This window comes from Ureibacillus endophyticus (assembly GCF_024159215.1).
In the GTDB taxonomy this organism is placed as follows: domain Bacteria; phylum Bacillota; class Bacilli; order Bacillales_A; family Planococcaceae; genus Ureibacillus; species Ureibacillus endophyticus.
The window spans coordinates 921,001-940,729 of sequence record NZ_JAMYWW010000001.1 but is presented as its reverse complement, the minus strand read 5'-3'; the positions used below and the strand labels follow the sequence as shown (position 1 = coordinate 940,729).

Sequence of the window (19,729 nt, the reverse complement as noted above, 5' to 3'; positions counted from 1 at the left end):
TTATTCCTCCTCTTCACCGTACATTTCAGCTAATTCTTCTTCTGTTACTACTCGAATTAATTTTGAATTAAATAATACGCCGTCTAAATGATCAATTTCATGAAGTATTGCACGGGCATCGAAACCACCCGCTTCTAGTTCATATACGCGGCCTTCTCGGTCACATGCTTCAATTTTTACGTATGTAGGTCTTTCTACTTCTCCAAAAAGATTTGGGAAACTTAGACATCCTTCTATATCAACTTCAGCACCATCTGTTTCGATTACTGTAGGATTAATCATTTCTAAAATGTCACGTTCTTCACCGATTTCTACTATTGCAACTCGTAATGGTACATTAATTTGAGGAGCTGCAATTCCAACACCATCATGTTCAACCATTGTGTCGTATAAATCATCAAGAAGTGTAATAATCTCTTCATTAATTTCCGTAACTTCTTTACATTTTTCCGTTAGTACCTTTGCAGGGTATTTTACTACATCTTTAATTGCCATAATTTTTTACCTCTTTCTACACTTCTATAATAAATTAAAGGAGTTGGAACTTTATATCGTTCCAACTTCAAATTAAATCATTGTTGGATCTAAATCGATGGATAACAATAAGCCTTTTTTAATCCATTCTGAACGATAAAGTTTAATAAGTTGCATTAGTGTTGGAATCAACTCAGGTGCTATTTTGTATTTTATCAAACATTGATATCGATATCTATTTTGGAGGCGACTAATGCCAGCTGCAGTAGGACCGATAATCGATACGTTAAACGAAAGATTTGATCGTAACCACTCCACACATTTTTGAGCATAATCTGCAGCCATCATTACATCTTCATGGGAGACTTGAACTAATGCTAAATAGTAATATGGAGGATATCCTGCTTGATGACGCATCATCATTTCGCGTTCATAAAAAGGTTCATAAAACTGGTCTTTAGATAATTCAATCGCATAATGTTCCGGTGTATAGGTTTGAATAACTACTTCACCTTTTTTCTCATGCCTACCAGCGCGACCACTTACCTGTGTTAATAGTTGAAAGGTTTTTTCAGCTGAGCGGAAGTCCGGTAAATGTAGTGATGTATCCGCACTAAGAACCCCTACTAAAGTTATGTTTGGATAATCTAGACCTTTTGCAATCATTTGGGTACCTAACAAAATATCTGCCTTTCCTTCACCAAAAGCTTCTAATATTTGTTCATGGGAACCCTTTGTTTTTGTTGTGTCAACATCCATTCTTAATACTCGTGCATGTGGGAAAAACTTGTACAATTCTTCTTCAACTTTTTGTGTTCCGGTACCAAAAAATCTTATATGCTCACTTTGGCATTGTGGACATGTCTTCGGTACATATATTTCATAGCCACAGTAATGACATTTACACTTTTCATTTGAACGGTGGTAAGTTAATGAAATATCACAGTTTTGGCATTGCAATACAGTCCCACAATCCCGACAAAGAACAAAGGAAGAGTAGCCACGACGATTTAAAAATAATACAGTTTGTTCTTTTTTATTTAATCGACTTTCGATGGATTCTAATAATTCTTGTGAAAACATCGAACGATTCCCTTTTTTCAATTCTTCCCTTAAATCAACAATGTGGACAGTAGGTAAGGCTTGTTTCATCGCCCTTTCTTTTAAGGTAAGAAGTGAATAGACATTTTTCTTTGCCCGCGCATAAGACTCTAAAGATGGCGTTGCACTACCTAAAATTACCGGACACTTATGGTATTCTCCACGCCAAATCGCAACATCCCGCGCATGATATCTTGGGTTATCTTCTTGTTTATAGGTTGATTCATGTTCCTCATCCAAAATGATAATACCTACATTTTCAAAAGGAGCGAAAATAGCAGACCTTGCCCCAACAACGACTTTTACTTTACCTTGATGTACTTTTCGCCATTCATCATATTTCTCTCCAACAGATAAGCCACTATGCATAACAGCGACAAGTTCACCAAATCTTGAGCGAAATCGTTCCGTCATTTGAGGTGTAAGAGAAATTTCCGGAACCAATACAATTGCTTCTTTTCCTTCATTTAAACACTTAGAAATTGCCTGCAAATATACTTCGGTTTTCCCACTACCAGTAATTCCGTGGAGTAAAAAGGTCTCTGTTTGTTGATTTTCCATTGCAGTAGTAATTTTTTGAAGGGCTGTGGATTGTTCTTCCGTTAAATTTAACGACTTGGTATGACCCACTTCTTTTGAAAACGGATCTCGATAGACTTCTTCTTGAATAAATTTCGCAGCCCCAAGTTCTATTAATGCTTGTAACACTGCTGAAGAAGTATTCGTTTCTTTGTAAAGAGTATCAGGATCCATTGTTTCCCCAACGTGTTGTATCATCCATTCAATAAGTACTTTTTGCTTTTTAGCTCGATTCGAAATTTGATTTGAGATGTCTCTTAAAATCTCAGCGTTATCTGCAATTTGTACTTTCCGAACCTCCTTTATTTGTCCTTTTTGTTTCACCACATTTTCTAACACAACTAACTTTTGTTTTAGCGCCGTTTTTAAAGGATGCAATAAATTATTTTTCTCAAAATCTTTATAGTTCACCTTAGAAGTTTGACTAAAAAAAGGTTTAAGTACTTCTGGTAAGTTGTCGATATCCGTTTCAAGAGAAATGAATTTTTCGTATTTTGCCCGTAATGCGGAAGGTAACATAACTTGTAATGCATCTATCTCAAAACATATCGTTTCATGTTTTAACCATTTCGCAAGTTGTAGCATTTCACTTGTTAAAACAGGTTCAATATCAAGAAGCTGTGAAATAGGTTTAATTTTTTCGCTTGGAATATCTGTCTCTTCTTTTAATGCAACAACAAATCCTAACACATTTCGAGGACCAAATTGAACTTTCACACGGCTTCCTAACTCAATTAACGAAACCATCTCGTCTGGTATTAAATAATCAAAGGACCGATCTACAGGATAAGCTGCCACATCGACAATCACTTCTGCAACGGAAATTGTCATTGTGCATTCGCTTCCTCTTTAAAGTAATTCTCCACGATTTGCGTAATTTTTTCTGGTTCCTCTAAACGACCTTTCCCTACATAGCCACATGCTAAAAATCCTTCTGAAGGTTCAATAAAAGAACAACCGTCTTCCGCTAATTGGGCAATATTTCTTTTTACTGCAGGGTGATCATACATATGTACATTCATTGCAGGTGCTAACCAAACCGGACAAGTAGCAGCAAGACATGTAGTTGTGATCATATCGTCGGCAATCCCGTTTGCTAGTTTACCGATTACATTTGCTGTTGCAGGGGCAATGAGGATTAAATCTGCCCAATCAGCAAGATCGATATGTGCAATGACACTCGAATCTTTTTCATCGAATGTATCGTAATAAACATCATTTTTTGACATCACTTGAAAACTTAAAGGCGTTACAAATTTGCGTGCTGATTCCGTCATCATTACTTTTACATTAAAATTTGCTTGAGATAATTTACTCACGAGGGCAACTGCTTTATATACAGCAATTCCTCCAGAAACACATAGTAAAATATTTTTTTTCATGATGAATTCATCCTTTCAAATGACAAGCTCCCAAAGAAAAATTCTCCGGGAGCTACAAATTTTGTCATATCAACAAATATAAACTAATAAAACATACCGCATTTTACGAAAGATTAAACTTCATCTTCGTATACAGTTGATTCATCTTGCTTTTCTTTCTTCAGTACACCGACAGCAACTTCTTCTAATGCTCTTCCTACAGGTTTGTGTGAAACATAAACTTGTAGTTTTTCGTCACCTTGTTCTTGCATTTGGCGAGCACGTTTAGCAGCAAGGCTCACTAAAGAATATTTTGAGTCAATTTTACTTTTTAAAGCATCGATAGATGGGTATAACATAATAATTTATTCTCCTCTCAACATAGACAAATATTGTTTTTCAACGCGTTCACGTCTGCAATGTTCAGCAACGATTATAGCATTAATTTTGTCACACGCATTTTGAATTTCATCATTTTCAACAACGTAGTCATACAAACTCATCATTTCAAGTTCTGCACGAGCAGTTTCAATTCTCTTTTTAATAATCTCTTCCGTTTCTGTACCTCGACCTACTAAACGTTTTTGTAATTCCGAAATACTAGGTGGAGCTAAGAAAATAAATAAAGCTTCTGGTGCTTTCTCGCGAATTTGAGCAGCACCTTGCACTTCAATTTCTAAAAAAACATCACGGCCAGCATCTAGTGTTTGATTTACATATGCAAGAGGTGTACCGTAATAGTTTCCTACAAATTCAGCATGTTCTAATAATCCGCCTTCTTTAATTAGCGCTTCAAATTCTTCTCGAGTTTTAAAAAAATAATCCACACCATCTACTTCGCCTTCCCTAGGCGCACGTGTTGTCATAGAAATGGAATATTCATAATTTGTGCCGGCCTTTGAAAAAAGCTCTTTGCGTACTGTTCCTTTACCGACACCAGATGGGCCTGATAGAACAATTAACAAACCTCTTTCTTTTCTCATTGTTCTCTACTTCTCCCTCACTTACTGCTATTAAACAATATTTTTTGTTAATTAATAGTAACACAACTACACCTGATTAAAGTAAGCTTTTTACTTTATTAACTCGTAAAACGAGTCAATGATAATTTTTGATATTAGTTTATTCTATATTTTGTACTTGTTCACGCATTTTTTCTAAGATAGTTTTTGCTTGAACTACAGCAACAGAGACTTCCGATGATTGGTTTTTTGAACCGATTGTATTAATTTCTCGATGCATCTCTTGCAATAAGAAGTCTAACTTTCTTCCTATAGAATTAGATTCCTCTAGGGTTCCTTCAAGTTGTCTAAAATGACTACTAAGGCGATCGAGCTCTTCCGAAATATCCACACGCTCTGCAAATATTGCAACTTCCGCAAGAATTCGTTCCTCAACCAATTCTCCACTAGCAATTTGCTTAATTCTATCTATTAACTTTTCACGATATTTTTCTACAGCAGTTTGAGAATGACTTCGGATAAACTCCACTTGTAACATCATTTCGTCTTTATATTGAAGAAGTGTTTGCTTTAATTGCTGCCCTTCTTTTTCTCGCATTTCAATTAAATGTGTTGCAGCTTCGATAACTGCATTTTCAATCGAACGCTGTAATTCTTCAGGTAAAATTTCTTGTTTTTCATAAATAAGAGCATTTTCAAGTGAAAATATTTCATCCATTGTCCACTTTTCTTCAATGGGCAACACTTCAATAAGCTGATTTTTTGCCTTTTTATAGCTTTCTATAAGTGGCCAATTAATTTGAAAAGTTTCAGCATCGTTTCCTATTGATTTTAGATTCACTGTGACATCTAACTTCCCACGATGTACATATTGAGACAAGAGTTTTTTTGTTCCCATCTCAACTTCTGACCATTCTTTTGGGAATTTCGTATATATTTCGAGGAATCTATGGTTAACTGAACGAATTTCAACAGTTAGTTGATAGTTTTCTGTCGTTGTGACACCCCTGCCAAAACCAGTCATACTTCGTACCAAGGTTCGTCACACCTTTCTTTGCATACTATTTTCGATTATAACACAAATTTTTCAACTTATTACCTATGAAGCACATAAAAGTTAATTTGGAGGGCAACTAAAAAAATGTGTAGTATAATTAAGATAAGATAGTTATTGTATGAAGAAAATACAATAACTTCTTCCTTAATATAAAGAATTAGAATCTACAATAATAAAAATTAGTACTTTAAGTATAGTCATTCGTAATAACAATTAACAAAAAGAAATTATAACATCATATCGGAATTGATTTTAGAAAAGAGGAATACACATGGCTTTTGATGGATTATTTACATATGCAATGGCAAATGAGTTACAAAAACTTGTAACCGGTAGAATTACAAAAATTCACCAGCCAAACGCCTTAGAAATTGTACTGCATATACGTGCAAACGGGGAAAATGTTAGGCTACTAAGTTCTATTCACCCATCATACGCCCGAGTTCATTTAACCGAACACTCCATTGATAACCCTTCAGAACCACCAATGTTCTGTATGTTATTACGTAAACATGTAGAAGGTGGTTTTATTTCAGGAATTCAATTTGAACCTTTTGAACGGATGATTACGTTAGAAATTGAAAGTAAAAATGAAATTGGAGACTCTGTTACTCGTAAACTTACCATTGAAATAATGGGCCGTCATAGTAATATCATTTTAATTGATAGTGAAACAAACAAAATTATCGATAGTTTAAAACACCTTCCACCATCAATAAATAGTTATAGAACTGTTTTGCCGGGTCAAACATACATTGGTCCACCACCGCAGGATAAACTAAATCCATTAGAAATTTCTGATGCAGATATTATACAATTTTTCTCTGAAGAAAGAACACCAAAAGAAGTTGTATCAGCGTTTAAAGGTTTTTCACCAATCCATGCTACAGAACTATTGCATCGAATGAAAGATGGAAATTTAGTAGAAGTATTTAGGACATTTATTAATGAAACTTTAACGAGCGCCTATCCATCTTATTGTGAAGTAGATTCGAAAAGTTATTTTTCTCCAACCAAGCTCACTCATTTGACAGGTCAAGAAACTACCTTTGAAAACTTAAGTAGTCTTTTAGACCGTGTATTTTATGCAAGAGCTGAACGAGATCGCGTTAAACAACAAGCGGGTGACCTTGAAAATTGGCTACAAAATGAAATTAATAAACTTAAATTAAAATTAAAAAAACTTCAAAAAGATTTAGAAAACGCATCAAAACTAGACAAATATCAATTATACGGTGAATTGTTAATGGCAAACCTTTACCAATTTGAAAAAGGAATGAAAGAAGTAACTGTTATTAATTATTACAGTGAAACTTCTGAACAAATAACAATTCCTTTAAGTGAACGAAAAACGCCTGTTGAAAATGCACAAAGCTATTACACGAAATATAATAAAGCGAAAAATGCATTAATCATGGTAAATGAACAAATTGAAAAAACCAAAAATGATATTCGTTATTTTGAAATGTTAATGGCGCAAGTAGAACAAGCTTCCCCAGCGGACATTGAAGAAATTCGTGAGGAACTTGCTGAACAAGGCTACCTACGCATGCGAGCAAGCAAAAAGAAAAAGAAACCGAAAAAACCTTCACCAGAACAATATATTTCTTCTACTGGTATTCAAATATCAGTTGGGAAAAATAATAAGCAAAATGATTATTTAACCTTTAAGTTGGCTAATAGATTCGACATTTGGCTACATACAAAGGATATTCCTGGTTCCCATGTTGTTATTCATTCAAATCATCCAGATGAAACGACATTATTTGAAGCAGCAACATTAAGTGCATATTTTAGTAAGGCACGAGATTCCTCTTCTGTCCCTGTAGATTATACGGAAATTCGTCATGTGAAAAAACCTAACGGCTCAAAACCTGGTTTCGTTATCTATTTTGAACAGAAGACACTATTTGTTACTCCTGATGAAGATATCGTATTAAAATTAAAGAAATAAATTAGTAAAACGTCCTTTTTTGGGCGTTTTTTCTTTATTTTTCAATTAAAGCCATTAGTTACTCGTAATTTAGTATAAATCCTTGAAAAATAACAAATTTTCTTTCAATTCAAAAAATCACTATTGACCGTACTAATAAATAGGAATAAAGTAGTTACATCCTAACTAAATATAGGAAATTTGATAATCCAATCAGGAGTGGAAATATGTCGATAGGGAAGAAAATTGGAATTGGTTTTGTAACTATTATAGTTGTAATTATCGCTTCACTAAGTATCATCCTGAATCAAATACATAATATTAATAAAAAAGTGGAAAAAGCAATTGATGAACAAGTATATCAAGTAGAATTAGCTGAGGAGATTAAATTCGGTCTTGCAATGCAGGGAATCTATGTTCGTGAAGTTGCGATTGATAACACTCAAAAAACTCGTGAAAATCTTGAATATTATCAAAAGTATTTAGATGATAAAATTCAGGAACTTTCAAATGTAGCAAATACGAATGAACTAAAAGAATACACAGATGAAATTATTAAAAATAATAATCAATTTAATGCCGATGTAGAAACAATGTGGCAATACTATAATGCTGGTGATGAAGAAAGAGCATTTGAAGTAATTAATGTAGACGCAGAAAAATCAAATGTTGGGATTTTAGAAAATGCAGAAAAGATTTTAAGTTATCAACTTGAAGAATTGGATAAAGTTACAGCTAGTGCGAAAAGTACGGTTTCTTTAACTCAAACAATTACGATTTCTGCAATTATTTTAGCAACGATTATTGCGATTATTATTCTTATCTATGTACGTAGAGCAATAACTAATCCTTTAGTAAAAGTCGTTGAAGCTGCAAATCTTATTGCAGAAGGTGACTTAACTCATGAAGATATGAAAACTCGTTCCAAAGATGAAATTGGACAACTTTCTCTTGCTTTTAATAAAATGAAAACCAATCTACATGTATTAATAAAGAATGTACAATCGAATGCAGAACATTTAACAATGGCTGCAGAAGAATTATCTGCTAGTACAGAGGAAATGACAGCAACTTCAGAAGATATAGCATACCGAATAAGCGAAACTGCAGAAACTGCTGCTACTTCTGCATCTGCTTCAAATGAAAGTGCTAAAGCAATGGATGAAACAGCAGCAGGTATTCAAAGAATAGCAGAATCAACTCAAGCATTAAATCAAAATGCTGAAGAATCAGCAACAACTGCATTAAATGGTAGTAAAACTGTTGAAAAAGCACAAAGTCAAATGAAAGTTATTAAAGATTCAACAACATTAGTAAATGATTTAGTGCAAAAACTTAGTAAACAATCCGAAGAAATCGGGAATATTACTCAAGTAATTACAAACATCACAGATCAAACTAACTTACTTGCGTTAAATGCCGCTATTGAAGCTGCAAGAGCGGGTGAACATGGTAAAGGTTTTGCGGTTGTAGCAGATGAAGTAAGGAAATTAGCTGAGGAATCAAAAGTTTCAGCTAGTAAAATAGTTGAATTAACAAATATTATTAAAGCAGATACTGAAAATGTAGAAAAGGCAGTTTCAAATTCCTTATCCTCAGTAAGCGAAGGTGTCGAGATTATTACTGAATCAGGCATTGCTTTTAATACAATCCAAGATGCAATTCACTCCATGAATGATCAAATTAGCGATATTTCTGCTGCTTCTCAACAAATCTCTGCAAGTGCAGAACAAGTAGCAGCATCCATTGTAGAAATTTCAAATGGTTCAACTAGTGCTTCTGATAATGTTCAAATGCTTGCAGCAGCAGTACAAGAACAAACTGCTACAATGGTAGGTGTAAACGATGTTGCAGTTGATTTGGCGGATAAATCCATTGAATTACAGGAACTTATTAAGAAATTTGGTTCTTAGTCAAATGTTGGGGTGATGTGTTCTTGCACGTCACCCTTGTTAACCTAAATGAACCCCGATTTCTTTATATAAATCATTTAATAAAATCTTTGCTTTAAAATGCTTAAAACTTCTAAAACCATAAGCATTTCGTTTCATTACCTTCGATTTATTATTAATGCCTTCTAGAAATCCATTTGAATACCTAAAACTAAAGCTATTCAAGATCTCTACTTGCCAATTCTTAAAAGTTTGAATCGCTTTTATGAATGCTGGAATCTTTGCTTCTTCTACCTTACGGTAAAAAGCTTCTAATCTCTTTTTAACTTCTGTTATATCATCAGTTGTTTTTGCCCAATCAAACCATTTACAATAGGCTTCCTTAAGTTCATAGGCTTTTCTCAATTCACTAGACATCCCTGTATAGCGTCTTAAATACCAGCGATTCTTCTCTGTTAACTTATCAAACCGTTTATATAAGACATGGCGCATTTTCTTACACTTTTTACGATCATAAGGATGCCATTCTTTCTGCACTTTACGACGTACTTCATCTAGTGCCCAATAAATATAACGAGAAAAATGGAATCGATCTGCTACGATAATGGGGCGATTTAATGCTTTTCTAACAGCTGCCTTAAAACTTGGATTCATATCCATTACCACTACTTCTACAGCTGCTCCATATTTCATTAAATAATCCTTAATCGTTTCTTTGCGTCGATTTGGTAAAATATCAATCGGTTCGTGTGTTTCAGCGTTCGCAATAATTAGTTGATAGGTCCCTGCATCGGTATCTCCCTTATATTCATCGATTGCAATACATTTCGGTAAATGTACTCCCTCTTTTAACTGTTCTTTTACAACATTTTTAAAGCGACGAATTACAGTTGAACTAGATGTTCCAAGGACTTCTGCAGTTTCCTTAAATGTCTTTGCTTTTACTGAACGAATTCCAACAACTTGGTTCCATTCTTTTGAGTAACGTTGATATTTATCCACGAAAGGGGATTTTTCTGAGAAGCGTTTTCCACATTCGCATACATAACGACGGCGTTTATAAAAAAGGATAGTTAATCTTTCAAACCATTTTAAATGCTTAATTTTTTGAACTCGATAATCATGAATTTTAGAGGTCATTCTCTTACAAACTGGACATTGATGTTCTTTCTTCGGAAGCGACACGTATAAAGCCACACGGTCTCCAATCTCCTCCATCTTATGAATTGTTACATCTTTTAATCCTGGTATATTCATGTTAAAATTCATATTGCACGTATCACCTTTCATAACTTGTTTCTCGTCAATTCAAGTATATCGAAATCGGTGGTTACGTGCTTTTTTATTGTCAAAAATTGTAGTAAAACCCCAACAAATATTATAGAACCAGAAATTTAAAGTTTAAGTAAAAAAGATGTCTAGTAGTAATAAACGCTACTAAGACATCTTTTTATTCTACCTATCAATAGTATTATCTAGCCTCTTAAAATTTGAAATATGAAAAACGTAAGAATGATTATTAAATCACTCTTACGTCTTAATACTTTAAGGAAATTAATTATTCATATAGATTCTAATATATTAGTTTCGCGGTGTGGCTGTCGCTACGCTTTCGCCACAGCTCTAGTTTAGAATATGCTAACAACCGCGCTAAAAAGTTCTTACTTAAGAAATTATAAATTCACCGCTTTTAAGTCCGCAGTGCGACTATCGCTTCGCTTTCGTCACAGCTCTCATTTATATAAACTTACCTCTACGCTACATAATTTAGCTAATTAAAGAATTACAATTCTCCCGCTTTAAGTTTCGCGTGCCACTCTTTTAGGAATGGGATGTGTTTTTCGTCAATTGCGCCTGATTCTGTTGCAGCTTCTACTAAGAAATCAAAATTTGTTAAGCTTACGTATTTAACGCCTGCTTCTTCAAATGCTTGTTCTGCTCTTGGTAGGTTATATGTATAGACACACACAACGCCAACTACTTCACAACCAGCTGCACGTAAAGCTTCTACAGCAGTAATTGAAGAGCCACCCGTTGATACGATATCCTCAACAACTACTACTTTTTGACCTTCTTTATATTTTCCCTCAATTTGGTTGCCACGTCCATGTCCTTTTGCTTTTGAACGTACATATACCATTGGTAATTCTAAAATATCAGAAACCCATGCGGCGTGCGGAATACCAGCAGTCGCTGTACCAGCAACAACTTCTGTTTCTGGGAAGAATTTTTTAATATTTTGTGCTAAGCCATTTGCAATTTGTTTACGAATTTTCACATCTGAAATTGTTAAGCGTGTATCGCAATATATTGGCGATTTAATGCCTGATGCCCATGTAAATAAATCTGTTGGGTTTAATTCTACTGCACCTACTTGTAACATTCCTAATGCGATTTCTTTTTGTAATGACATCTTATTGTTCCTCCCATAATTCACGTACTATTTTATAAGCTGCTACTGGATCCTCTGCATTTGTAATCGCGCGTCCTACTACGATTAATGAAGAACCATCTTTTCTTGCTCCATCAGGTGTTGCGATTCGCTTTTGATCGTGAGTTTCTCCACCTGTTAAGCGGATTCCAGGTGTTACTCGTAGAAACTCTTCTCCACAAACTTCTCGAATCGCTCCTGCTTCATGGACAGAACAAACTACCCCATCTAACCCTGCTTGTTTCGTAATACTTGCATAATGTAAGACGGAATCAAGCAACGATAAATTGATTTTTTGTTCATTTTGCATTTGTTGTTCCGTTGTCGACGTTAATTGGGTAACAGCAATTAATGCCGCTCTTTTTTTCCCTGCTAGCGTTCCTGCTTCTAGCCCTTCAAGAGCACCCTCCATCATATTAATACCACCTGCTGCATGAACATTTACTAAGTCAACACCTAACTTTGCTAACCCCTTCATTGCAGATTTTACAGTATTCGGAATGTCATGAAGTTTTAAATCTAAGAAAATATCGTGACCTTGCTCTTTTACTTTGCGAACAATGTCAGGACCTTCCTGCATATAAAGCTCCATGCCAATTTTAACGAATAACGGTTCGCTAAATTTGTTTAGAAAATTGAATACTTCCACTTCACTAGGAAAATCTAGTGCAATGATCGGTTTATTGTTCATTTAACGGTGGCTCCTTCCAATAATTTCTTTAATATGAGTAACACCTAAAGCTTCTAATTTTGCCGGTAATTCTTCAATAATGTTTGGACAAACAAAATGATCCACAAAGTTTGCAGTTCCAACCGCTACTGCAGATGCTCCTGCCGACATAAAATCGATAACATCTTGAGCATTTGTTACGCCACCCATCCCAATAATAGGAATTTCTACCACCTTATACACTTCATATACCATACGAATCGCAACTGGTTTCACTGCAGGACCAGAAAGACCACCTGTACCATTTGCAATGACTGGTTTTCCTGTGCGTTCATCTAAACGCATTCCTACTAGCGTATTGATCATCGTAATACCATCTGCTCCACCAATTTCAACAGCTTGAGCAATTTCTACGATATTTGTTACGTTTGGTGACAATTTCACATAAACAGGCACCTTTGAAACTGCCTTTACTGCTTCCACTAATTCGCGAGCAATGACTGGGTCTGTACCAAAAGTAATTCCTCCATGTTTTACATTTGGACAGGAAATATTTAATTCAAGAGCCTTCACGTTAGGTGCAGTTGAAATACGGCGTGCAACTTCAACATAATCTTCCGTTAAAGTACCAGCAACATTGGCGATAATTGGTACATCATAACGTTCTAACCATGGAAGCTCTTCACTCATTACTTTATCTAAACCAGGATTTTGTAATCCAATTGCATTTAACATACCAGCCGGAGTTTCCGCAACACGTGGAGTTGGATTTCCTAAACGTTTTTCAACTGTTGTTGCTTTAATCATAATTGCACCAAGCTTAGATAAATCATAAAGCTGTGCATACTCACGACCAAATCCAAAACAGCCAGATGCAGGCATAATTGGATTTTTCAATTCAAGACCTGGAAGTTGAATATTTAATTTACTCATAGTTGTACCACTCCTTTCGGGAATACTGGTCCATCTGAGCAAACTTTTACATAGTCTTTTTCTTGTTGTTCAGTTGTTTTACAAATACAAGCAAAACATGCACCAATGCCACAACCCATTCGCTCTTCAAAAGAAAGGTATCCAGGTTTGTCTGGATAGAAATTTTCTAATGCACGTAGCATTGGTAGTGGTCCACAGCTATAAAACACATCGAACTCAGGATTTAGTTCTTCTAATAAATCTGTTACAAAACCTTTTGTTCCCTTTGTTCCATCAACTGTCACAAAATGAGTATCACCTAATGTAGAGAACTGATCTTCATAAAACGTTACATTTTCAGTTGCAAAACCAAAAACATGTATTGTTCGTACACCACGAGCATTTAATTGTTTAGATAATTCATATAGCGGTGGTACACCAATCCCCCCACCAACTAGTAAAGCAGTACCTTTTTCTGGAGTGGCTTCAACTGGGAACCCATTACCGATTGGACCAAGAACATCTACCTCATCACCAACTTGTTTTGTTGATAAAATCGACGTTCCTCTACCTTCTGCACGATAAATAACTGTAACTTCCCCTGCTTCTTTGTCGATATTTGCTATACTGATTGGTCGTCTAAGGAGTGGCTCAAATGAATCAGACACACGGATGTGGACAAATTGTCCAGGATTCATTTCCTGAACAATTTGACCTTGTAATGTAAGTTCAAAAATATGATGAGCAATTTCACTTTGACGAACGACAATCATTCGTTCTTGTTGAATCATTAGTGAAATACCTCCGCTTTTGGCATCTCTTCTGCCGTAAATGTCATAGACTCAATTACTTCTAACATTGCTTCTGCAGTATCAAGTGATGTTAAACATGGTACACCATTTTCTACAGATTCACGACGAATACGGAATCCATCACGAGCTGGTTGTTTACCTTTTGTTAATGTATTCACAACAAGTTGAGCTTCGCCATTTTGGATTACATCTAATAATGTTTTTCCTTTTGAGCCGATTTTCTCAACGATATCAGTTTCGATGCCTGCTTCTGCGAAAGCTTTTGCAGTTCCTTCTGTTGCCATCACACGATAGCCAACTGTATTGAAACGTTTTGCCAATCCAATTGCTTCTTCTTTATCTTTATCAGATACAGTAAACAATACTGTTCCGTGAGTTTTAATTTCCATTCCAGCTGCAACAAAGCCTTTGTATAACGCTTTTTCGAATGTTGCATCTTTACCCATTACTTCACCAGTTGATTTCATTTCAGGTCCTAATGTAATATCCACACGGCGTAATTTTGCAAAACTGAATACTGGTACTTTAACAAATACACCTTTTTGTTCTTTTGCAAGACCTGTTGGGTATCCTTGTTCAACAATCGATTGTCCTAGAATAGCTTTCGTTGCAATATTTGCCATAGGAATATTCGTAATTTTACTTAGGAATGGTACAGTACGACTTGAACGTGGGTTTACTTCAATTACGTAAATTTGACCTTGTGAAAGTACATATTGAATATTCATTAATCCCACAATGTTTAAGCCTCTTGCTAAACGAGTTGTGTAATCTACTAAAGTTGCTTTTTGTTCTTCAGTTAATTTTTGTGGTGGGTATACAGAGATAGAGTCACCAGAGTGAACACCCGCGCGCTCAACATGTTCCATAATACCTGGGATTAACACATTTTCACCGTCACAAATTGCATCTACTTCAATTTCTTGACCAGTTAAATAACGGTCAACTAAAACTGGATGATCTGGTGATGCTTCTACTGCATTTTCCATATAGTGTTTTAATTCTTGCTCATTATAAACAATTTCCATTGCACGTCCACCAAGTACATAAGAAGGACGAACTAATACTGGGAAGCCTAATCGTTTACCAATTTCTAATGCTTCTTCAGCAGATACTGCAGTCTCACCAGCTGGTTGTGGAATATCTAATTCGTGTAAAGCCTGTTCAAATTTATCACGGTTTTCTGCACGGTCGATATCTTCTAAGCTTGTTCCTAGAATTTTCACACCATTAGCTGCTAATTTATCTGCTAAGTTAATTGCTGTTTGACCACCAAATTGAACTACAACGCCTATTGGTTTTTCTAAATCAATAATGTGCATAACATCTTCAATTGTTAGTGGTTCAAAGTAAAGCTTATCTGAAATTGAGAAGTCAGTTGAAACTGTTTCTGGATTTGAGTTAATGATAATCGCTTCATAACCAGCTTCTTGGATTGCCCATACTGAGTGAACTGTTGCATAGTCGAACTCAACACCTTGTCCAATACGGATTGGACCAGAGCCAAGTACAATAACAGATGGTTTATCAGAAACGATTGACTCGTTTTCTTCTTCATACGTACCGTAGAAGTATGGTGTTGCAGATTCGAATTCAGCAGCACATGTATCAACCATTTTATATACTGGTACAATACCATGTGCTTTACGTGTTTCGTAAATTTCTTGTGCTGTTGTATTCCAAAGTTCCGCAATTTTTTGGTCCGCAAAGCCCATACGTTTTGCTTGGTGTAGAACTTCCATATCATTAACATTTTGAGCTAATGTATCTTCCATTTTGATAATGTTTTGAAGTTTATTTAAGAACCATAAGTCAATTTCAGACCATTCGTGGATTTGTTCAATTGTCACGCCACGACGTAATGCTTCAGCGATGAAGAATAAACGTTCATCACCAGCTTTTTTAATTCGTTTTTCAATCCAGTTATCTGAATTATCTTCTGCGTGTTTTAATTCGATATGAATATGACCAGTTTCTAATGAACGAACTGCTTTTAAAATTGCTTCTTCAAACGTACGACCTAAAGCCATAACTTCCCCAGTCGCCTTCATTTGTGTTCCAAGGTTACGTTTTGCTGATTCAAATTTATCGAATGGCCAACGTGGAATTTTCGCCACGATGTAGTCAAGAGCTGGCTCGAAGTCTGCAAATGTTGAACCAGTTACTGGGTTTTTAATTTCATCTAAAGTTAAACCTACTGCGATTTTAGCCGCTAATTTTGCGATCGGATATCCTGTTGCTTTTGAAGCAAGGGCAGATGAACGTGATACACGTGGGTTTACTTCGATTACATAATAGTTAAAGCTATGTGGGTCAAGTGCTAATTGTACGTTACATCCACCTTCAATTTTAAGTGCACGGATAATATCTAATGAGATGTTACGTAACATTTGATATTCACGGTCTGATAAAGTTTGAGATGGTGCTACTACAATTGAATCCCCTGTATGGATACCAACTGGATCAAAGTTTTCCATGTTACAAACCACGATGGCATTATCCTTTGAGTCACGCATTACTTCATATTCAATCTCTTTATAACCAGCGATTGATTTCTCTAATAAACATTGTGTTACAGGACTATACTTTAATCCACTAGCAACGATTTCTTCTAATTCTTGTTCGTTATTACAAATACCGCCACCAGTACCTCCTAAAGTGAATGCAGGACGTACGATTACTGGGTAACCAATTTTAGCTACGAAATTTTTCGCTTCTTCAATAGTATGAATAATGTCTGATTCAGGAACTGGTGCTCCTAATTCATACATTAAATTACGGAATAAATCACGGTCTTCAGCTTTATGGATGGCATCAAGTTTTGTACCTAAAATTTCAATTCCTAATTCATCTAAAATCCCAGATTCTTGTAACTCAATTGCCATGTTTAATCCTGTTTGACCACCTAATGTTGGAAGGATTGCATCTGGACGTTCTTTACGTAAAATACGAGAAACAAATTCTAATGAAATTGGCTCGATGTATACTTTATCTGCAATTTCTGTGTCCGTCATAATTGTTGCAGGGTTTGAGTTGATTAAAATTACTCGGTAACCTTCTTCTTTTAATGAAAGACAAGCTTGTGTACCTGCATAGTCAAATTCTGCTGCTTGTCCAATGATGATAGGACCTGATCCGATTACTAAAATAGTTTCTATATCTGTACGTTTAGGCATGTTGTTTCTCCTTCCCTGCTTCTACTTCCATTAATTCAATAAATTCATCAAATAAGTGATTTGAATCTTCTGGCCCAGGTGAAGCTTCTGGGTGATATTGCACTGTAAATATTGGATATTTTTTATGACGTAACCCTTCTACAGTACCGTCATTTAATGCGACATGTGTTACTTCTAAATCTGTACCTTCTAATGAATCTGCATCAATTGCATAGCCATGGTTTTGTGATGTTAATTCAGTACGGCCTGTACGTAAATCTTTAACTGGGTGATTTCCTCCACGGTGTCCAAAAGGTAATTTAAAGCTTTTTGCACCACAAGCTAACGCAAATAATTGGTGTCCTAAGCAAATACCGAAGATTGGCACTTTTCCTACTAAATTGCGAATTGTTTCAATTCCTTCTGCAACATCTGTTGGGTCCCCAGGTCCATTTGAAAGCATAATGCCATCTGGATGCCAAGCTAAAATTTGTTCCGCTGATGTATTGTAAGGTACAACCAGTACATCACAATCACGTTTATTAAGTTCACGTAAAATTCCGTGCTTCATACCGAAGTCGATCAGAACAACGCGTTTTCCACGTCCTGGGCTTGGATATGCCGCTTTCGGTGATACTTCTTTTACGTGATTTGTAATAAGTGGCGTTGCAACTAACTTTTCTACTACTTCTTCAACATTTACTTCTTCATCTGCTGCAGTAAGAATCGCTTTTACAGCACCTTTTGAACGAATAATTCTTGTTAATTTACGTGTATCAATTCCTTCGATACCAGGAATATCTTGTGAAATTAGATAGTCATTTAATGAAAGGTCTGAACGGAAGTTAGATGGTTCTTTTGCTAATTCACGACAAACCATTCCACGAATTGCTGGTGTGATGGATTCAAAATCATCACGGTTAATACCGTAGTTACCAATCAATGGATATGTAAATGTTACAATTTGTCCATAGAATGAAGGGTCTGAAAGTGTTTCTTGATAACCAGTCATACCTGTAGTAAATACAACCTCACCTTGTGATGCACGCTCACTACCAAATGCTATTCCATTAAATACTGTACCGTCTTCTAAAATTAATTGTCTTTTCTTCATTATTGTGCCTCCTCATAGACGATGTTGCCTTCAAATATTGTCATTACTGGCCATCCTTTTGCTGTCCAACCATTGAATGGTGTGTTACGACCTTTCGAAACAAATTCTTCAGCATTTACTGTTTGTTCTTTATTCAAATCAATTAATACTAAATCAGCTGATGCACCCACTTCGATTGTTCCATACGGTAAATCGAAAATTTTTGCAGGTTTTACACTCATCCAGTCAACTAATTGCTTTAAAGTCCATTTCCCTGTTTCTACAAATTGTGTGTATAATAGTGGGAAAGCTGTTTCAAATCCGACAATACCAAATGGTGCTCCTACCATACCACAACATTTTTCTTCTACAGTGTGTGGTGCATGGTCTGTTGCGATACAATCAATTGTTCCATCTAGTAATGCTTGGTGTAATGAATCTTTGTCATCACTTGCACGTAATGGTGGATTCATTTTCCAATTTGCATCATCACTTGGAATATCCATTTCTTCTAATAATAAATGGTGTGGACAAACTTCAGCGGTAACGCGGATTCCTGCAGCTTTTGCATCTCTAACTGCTCGTACAGATTCTTTTGTTGATACGTGACATACATGGTAGCGAGCTCCTGCTGCTTCAGCTAGTAATACATCGCGCGCAATTTGAACCGATTCACAAATTGATGGGATACCTGGTAATCCAAGTTCTTTATTTCGTTTTCCTTCGTGCATTACACCATCATAGATTAAAGAATTATCTTCACAGTGAGCAACGACTACTGCATCTATTTTAGCTGCATCTTTCATTTGCTCATACATTGTTGAAGCTAGTTGAATTCCTACTCCATCATCTGAAAAGGCTACTGCACCAAGTTCTTTTAATTCTTGAATATTTGTACGTTCTTCACCAGCTTCGGCTACCGTTAAAGATCCGTACGGTAATACACGTACAACTGCACTTTCTTTTATTAATCCTTTGATTAATTTCATATTTTCTGCTGAATCTGGTACAGGTTTCGTATTCGGCATTGCACAAATTGTTGTGAAACCACCCTTTGCTGCTGAACCTGAACCAGTTGCAATCGTTTCTTTATGTTCGAAACCAGGTTCACGTAAATGTACATGTAAATCTACAAAACCTGGTGCTAATAGATTGCCTTTTCCGTCAATCACTTCTGCACCTTCTGGAAGTTCAGCTCCAATTGCAACGATTTTTCCATCTTCTATTGTTACTGATGATTCAATTAATTCACTGTTTTCATTCAGTATTTTGACATTTTTCAAATATTTCATCATGT

Annotated in this window: 15 protein-coding genes and 1 pseudogene; 2 read left to right on the top strand and 14 right to left on the bottom strand. The window is 35.6% G+C overall.

What is annotated here, in order from left to right:
* The 6 genes and pseudogenes from def to NKR20_RS04555 form a co-directional block, all read right to left on the bottom strand.
* Window positions 1–495, bottom strand: coding sequence for a peptide deformylase (gene def / locus NKR20_RS04580; RefSeq protein ID WP_253423972.1), 495 nt, complete (start codon window positions 493–495; stop codon window positions 1–3).
* A 72-nt stretch (window positions 496–567) separates the two neighbouring features.
* Window positions 568–2,985, bottom strand: coding sequence for a primosomal protein N' (priA, locus tag NKR20_RS04575; protein ID WP_253423967.1), 2,418 nt, complete (start codon window positions 2,983–2,985; stop codon window positions 568–570).
* Window positions 2,986–2,996: 11 nt separating this feature from the next.
* Window positions 2,997–3,536: pseudogene (coaBC, locus tag NKR20_RS04570) on the bottom strand (bifunctional phosphopantothenoylcysteine decarboxylase/phosphopantothenate--cysteine ligase CoaBC); the annotation flags it as partial.
* 113 nt (window positions 3,537–3,649) lie between these two features.
* The gene (rpoZ, locus tag NKR20_RS04565) at window positions 3,650–3,874 is read right to left on the bottom strand and encodes a DNA-directed RNA polymerase subunit omega (protein WP_121212929.1); all 225 of its coding nucleotides are present in this window, start codon (window positions 3,872–3,874) and stop codon (window positions 3,650–3,652) included.
* A gap of 6 nt (window positions 3,875–3,880) precedes the next feature.
* Window positions 3,881–4,498, bottom strand: a complete 618-nt coding sequence (gmk, locus tag NKR20_RS04560) for a guanylate kinase (protein WP_121212928.1) — start codon at window positions 4,496–4,498, stop codon at window positions 3,881–3,883.
* Window positions 4,499–4,637: 139 nt separating this feature from the next.
* A complete protein-coding gene (locus NKR20_RS04555) occupies window positions 4,638–5,513 on the bottom strand; it encodes a YicC/YloC family endoribonuclease (protein ID WP_253423964.1) in 876 nt (291 codons plus the stop codon).
* Window positions 5,514–5,805: 292 nt separating this feature from the next.
* On the opposite strand from NKR20_RS04555, the gene NKR20_RS04550 reads away from it, so the two are divergent.
* Together NKR20_RS04550 and NKR20_RS04545 are read left to right on the top strand one after the other, a co-directional pair.
* A complete protein-coding gene (locus NKR20_RS04550) occupies window positions 5,806–7,488 on the top strand; it encodes an Rqc2 family fibronectin-binding protein (protein ID WP_253423961.1) in 1,683 nt (560 codons plus the stop codon).
* A 206-nt stretch (window positions 7,489–7,694) separates the two neighbouring features.
* Window positions 7,695–9,380, top strand: coding sequence for a methyl-accepting chemotaxis protein (locus NKR20_RS04545; protein ID WP_253423958.1), 1,686 nt, complete (start codon window positions 7,695–7,697; stop codon window positions 9,378–9,380).
* A gap of 39 nt (window positions 9,381–9,419) precedes the next feature.
* On the opposite strand, the gene NKR20_RS04540 is transcribed toward NKR20_RS04545, so the two are convergent.
* The 8 genes from NKR20_RS04540 to NKR20_RS04505 all read right to left on the bottom strand — a co-directional run bounded on the left by NKR20_RS04540 (window position 9,420) and on the right by NKR20_RS04505 (window position 19,727).
* Window positions 9,420–10,628 carry an ISL3 family transposase gene (locus tag NKR20_RS04540; protein ID WP_253422723.1) on the bottom strand — a complete coding sequence of 403 codons (1,209 nt, stop codon included), beginning with the start codon at window positions 10,626–10,628 and terminating at the stop codon, window positions 9,420–9,422.
* Window positions 10,629–11,142: 514 nt separating this feature from the next.
* A complete protein-coding gene (gene pyrE, locus NKR20_RS04535; RefSeq protein ID WP_253423955.1) occupies window positions 11,143–11,772 on the bottom strand; it encodes an orotate phosphoribosyltransferase in 630 nt (209 codons plus the stop codon).
* A gap of 1 nt (window position 11,773) precedes the next feature.
* Window positions 11,774–12,481, bottom strand: a complete 708-nt coding sequence (gene pyrF / locus NKR20_RS04530; protein ID WP_253423952.1) for an orotidine-5'-phosphate decarboxylase — start codon at window positions 12,479–12,481, stop codon at window positions 11,774–11,776.
* Entirely contained in the window at window positions 12,482–13,393 is a 912-nt protein-coding gene (locus NKR20_RS04525) for a dihydroorotate dehydrogenase (RefSeq protein WP_253423949.1), read from the bottom strand. It lies immediately after the preceding gene.
* Window positions 13,390–14,163 carry a dihydroorotate dehydrogenase electron transfer subunit gene (locus tag NKR20_RS04520; RefSeq protein WP_121212921.1) on the bottom strand — a complete coding sequence of 258 codons (774 nt, stop codon included), beginning with the start codon at window positions 14,161–14,163 and terminating at the stop codon, window positions 13,390–13,392. Before NKR20_RS04520 ends, NKR20_RS04525 begins: the two co-directional genes overlap by 4 nt.
* Window positions 14,163–17,360 (bottom strand): carbamoyl-phosphate synthase large subunit, encoded by a 3,198-nt coding sequence (gene carB, locus NKR20_RS04515; protein WP_121212920.1) that lies wholly within the window; start codon window positions 17,358–17,360, stop codon window positions 14,163–14,165. The genes NKR20_RS04520 and carB overlap by 1 nt, the downstream gene beginning before the upstream one ends.
* Window positions 17,353–18,453: a carbamoyl phosphate synthase small subunit gene (locus NKR20_RS04510; RefSeq protein ID WP_121212919.1), complete on the bottom strand. Its 1,101-nt coding sequence runs from the start codon at window positions 18,451–18,453 to the stop codon at window positions 17,353–17,355. Before NKR20_RS04510 ends, carB begins: the two co-directional genes overlap by 8 nt.
* Window positions 18,453–19,727, bottom strand: a complete 1,275-nt coding sequence (locus tag NKR20_RS04505) for a dihydroorotase (RefSeq protein ID WP_301285889.1) — start codon at window positions 19,725–19,727, stop codon at window positions 18,453–18,455. Before NKR20_RS04505 ends, NKR20_RS04510 begins: the two co-directional genes overlap by 1 nt.
* Window positions 19,728–19,729 lie beyond the last annotated feature (2 nt).

Excerpts from the sequence above, each read along its gene's own strand:
- def (WP_253423972.1), bottom strand. The coding sequence starts at position 495 with ATGGCAATTAAAGATGTAGTAAAATACCCTGCAAAGGTACTAACGGAA.
- priA (WP_253423967.1), bottom strand. The coding sequence starts at position 2,985 with ATGACAATTTCCGTTGCAGAAGTGATTGTCGATGTGGCAGCTTATCCT.
- rpoZ (WP_121212929.1), bottom strand. The coding sequence starts at position 3,874 with ATGTTATACCCATCTATCGATGCTTTAAAAAGTAAAATTGACTCAAAA.
- gmk (WP_121212928.1), bottom strand. The coding sequence starts at position 4,498 with ATGAGAAAAGAAAGAGGTTTGTTAATTGTTCTATCAGGCCCATCTGGT.
- NKR20_RS04550 (WP_253423961.1), top strand. The coding sequence starts at position 5,806 with ATGGCTTTTGATGGATTATTTACATATGCAATGGCAAATGAGTTACAA.
- NKR20_RS04545 (WP_253423958.1), top strand. The coding sequence starts at position 7,695 with ATGTCGATAGGGAAGAAAATTGGAATTGGTTTTGTAACTATTATAGTT.
- NKR20_RS04540 (WP_253422723.1), bottom strand. The coding sequence starts at position 10,628 with ATGAATTTTAACATGAATATACCAGGATTAAAAGATGTAACAATTCAT.
- pyrE (WP_253423955.1), bottom strand. The coding sequence starts at position 11,772 with ATGTCATTACAAAAAGAAATCGCATTAGGAATGTTACAAGTAGGTGCA.
- pyrF (WP_253423952.1), bottom strand. The coding sequence starts at position 12,481 with ATGAACAATAAACCGATCATTGCACTAGATTTTCCTAGTGAAGTGGAA.
- NKR20_RS04525 (WP_253423949.1), bottom strand. The coding sequence starts at position 13,393 with ATGAGTAAATTAAATATTCAACTTCCAGGTCTTGAATTGAAAAATCCA.
- NKR20_RS04520 (WP_121212921.1), bottom strand. The coding sequence starts at position 14,163 with ATGATTCAACAAGAACGAATGATTGTCGTTCGTCAAAGTGAAATTGCT.
- carB (WP_121212920.1), bottom strand. The coding sequence starts at position 17,360 with ATGCCTAAACGTACAGATATAGAAACTATTTTAGTAATCGGATCAGGT.
- NKR20_RS04510 (WP_121212919.1), bottom strand. The coding sequence starts at position 18,453 with ATGAAGAAAAGACAATTAATTTTAGAAGACGGTACAGTATTTAATGGA.
- NKR20_RS04505 (WP_301285889.1), bottom strand. The coding sequence starts at position 19,727 with ATGATGAAATATTTGAAAAATGTCAAAATACTGAATGAAAACAGTGAA.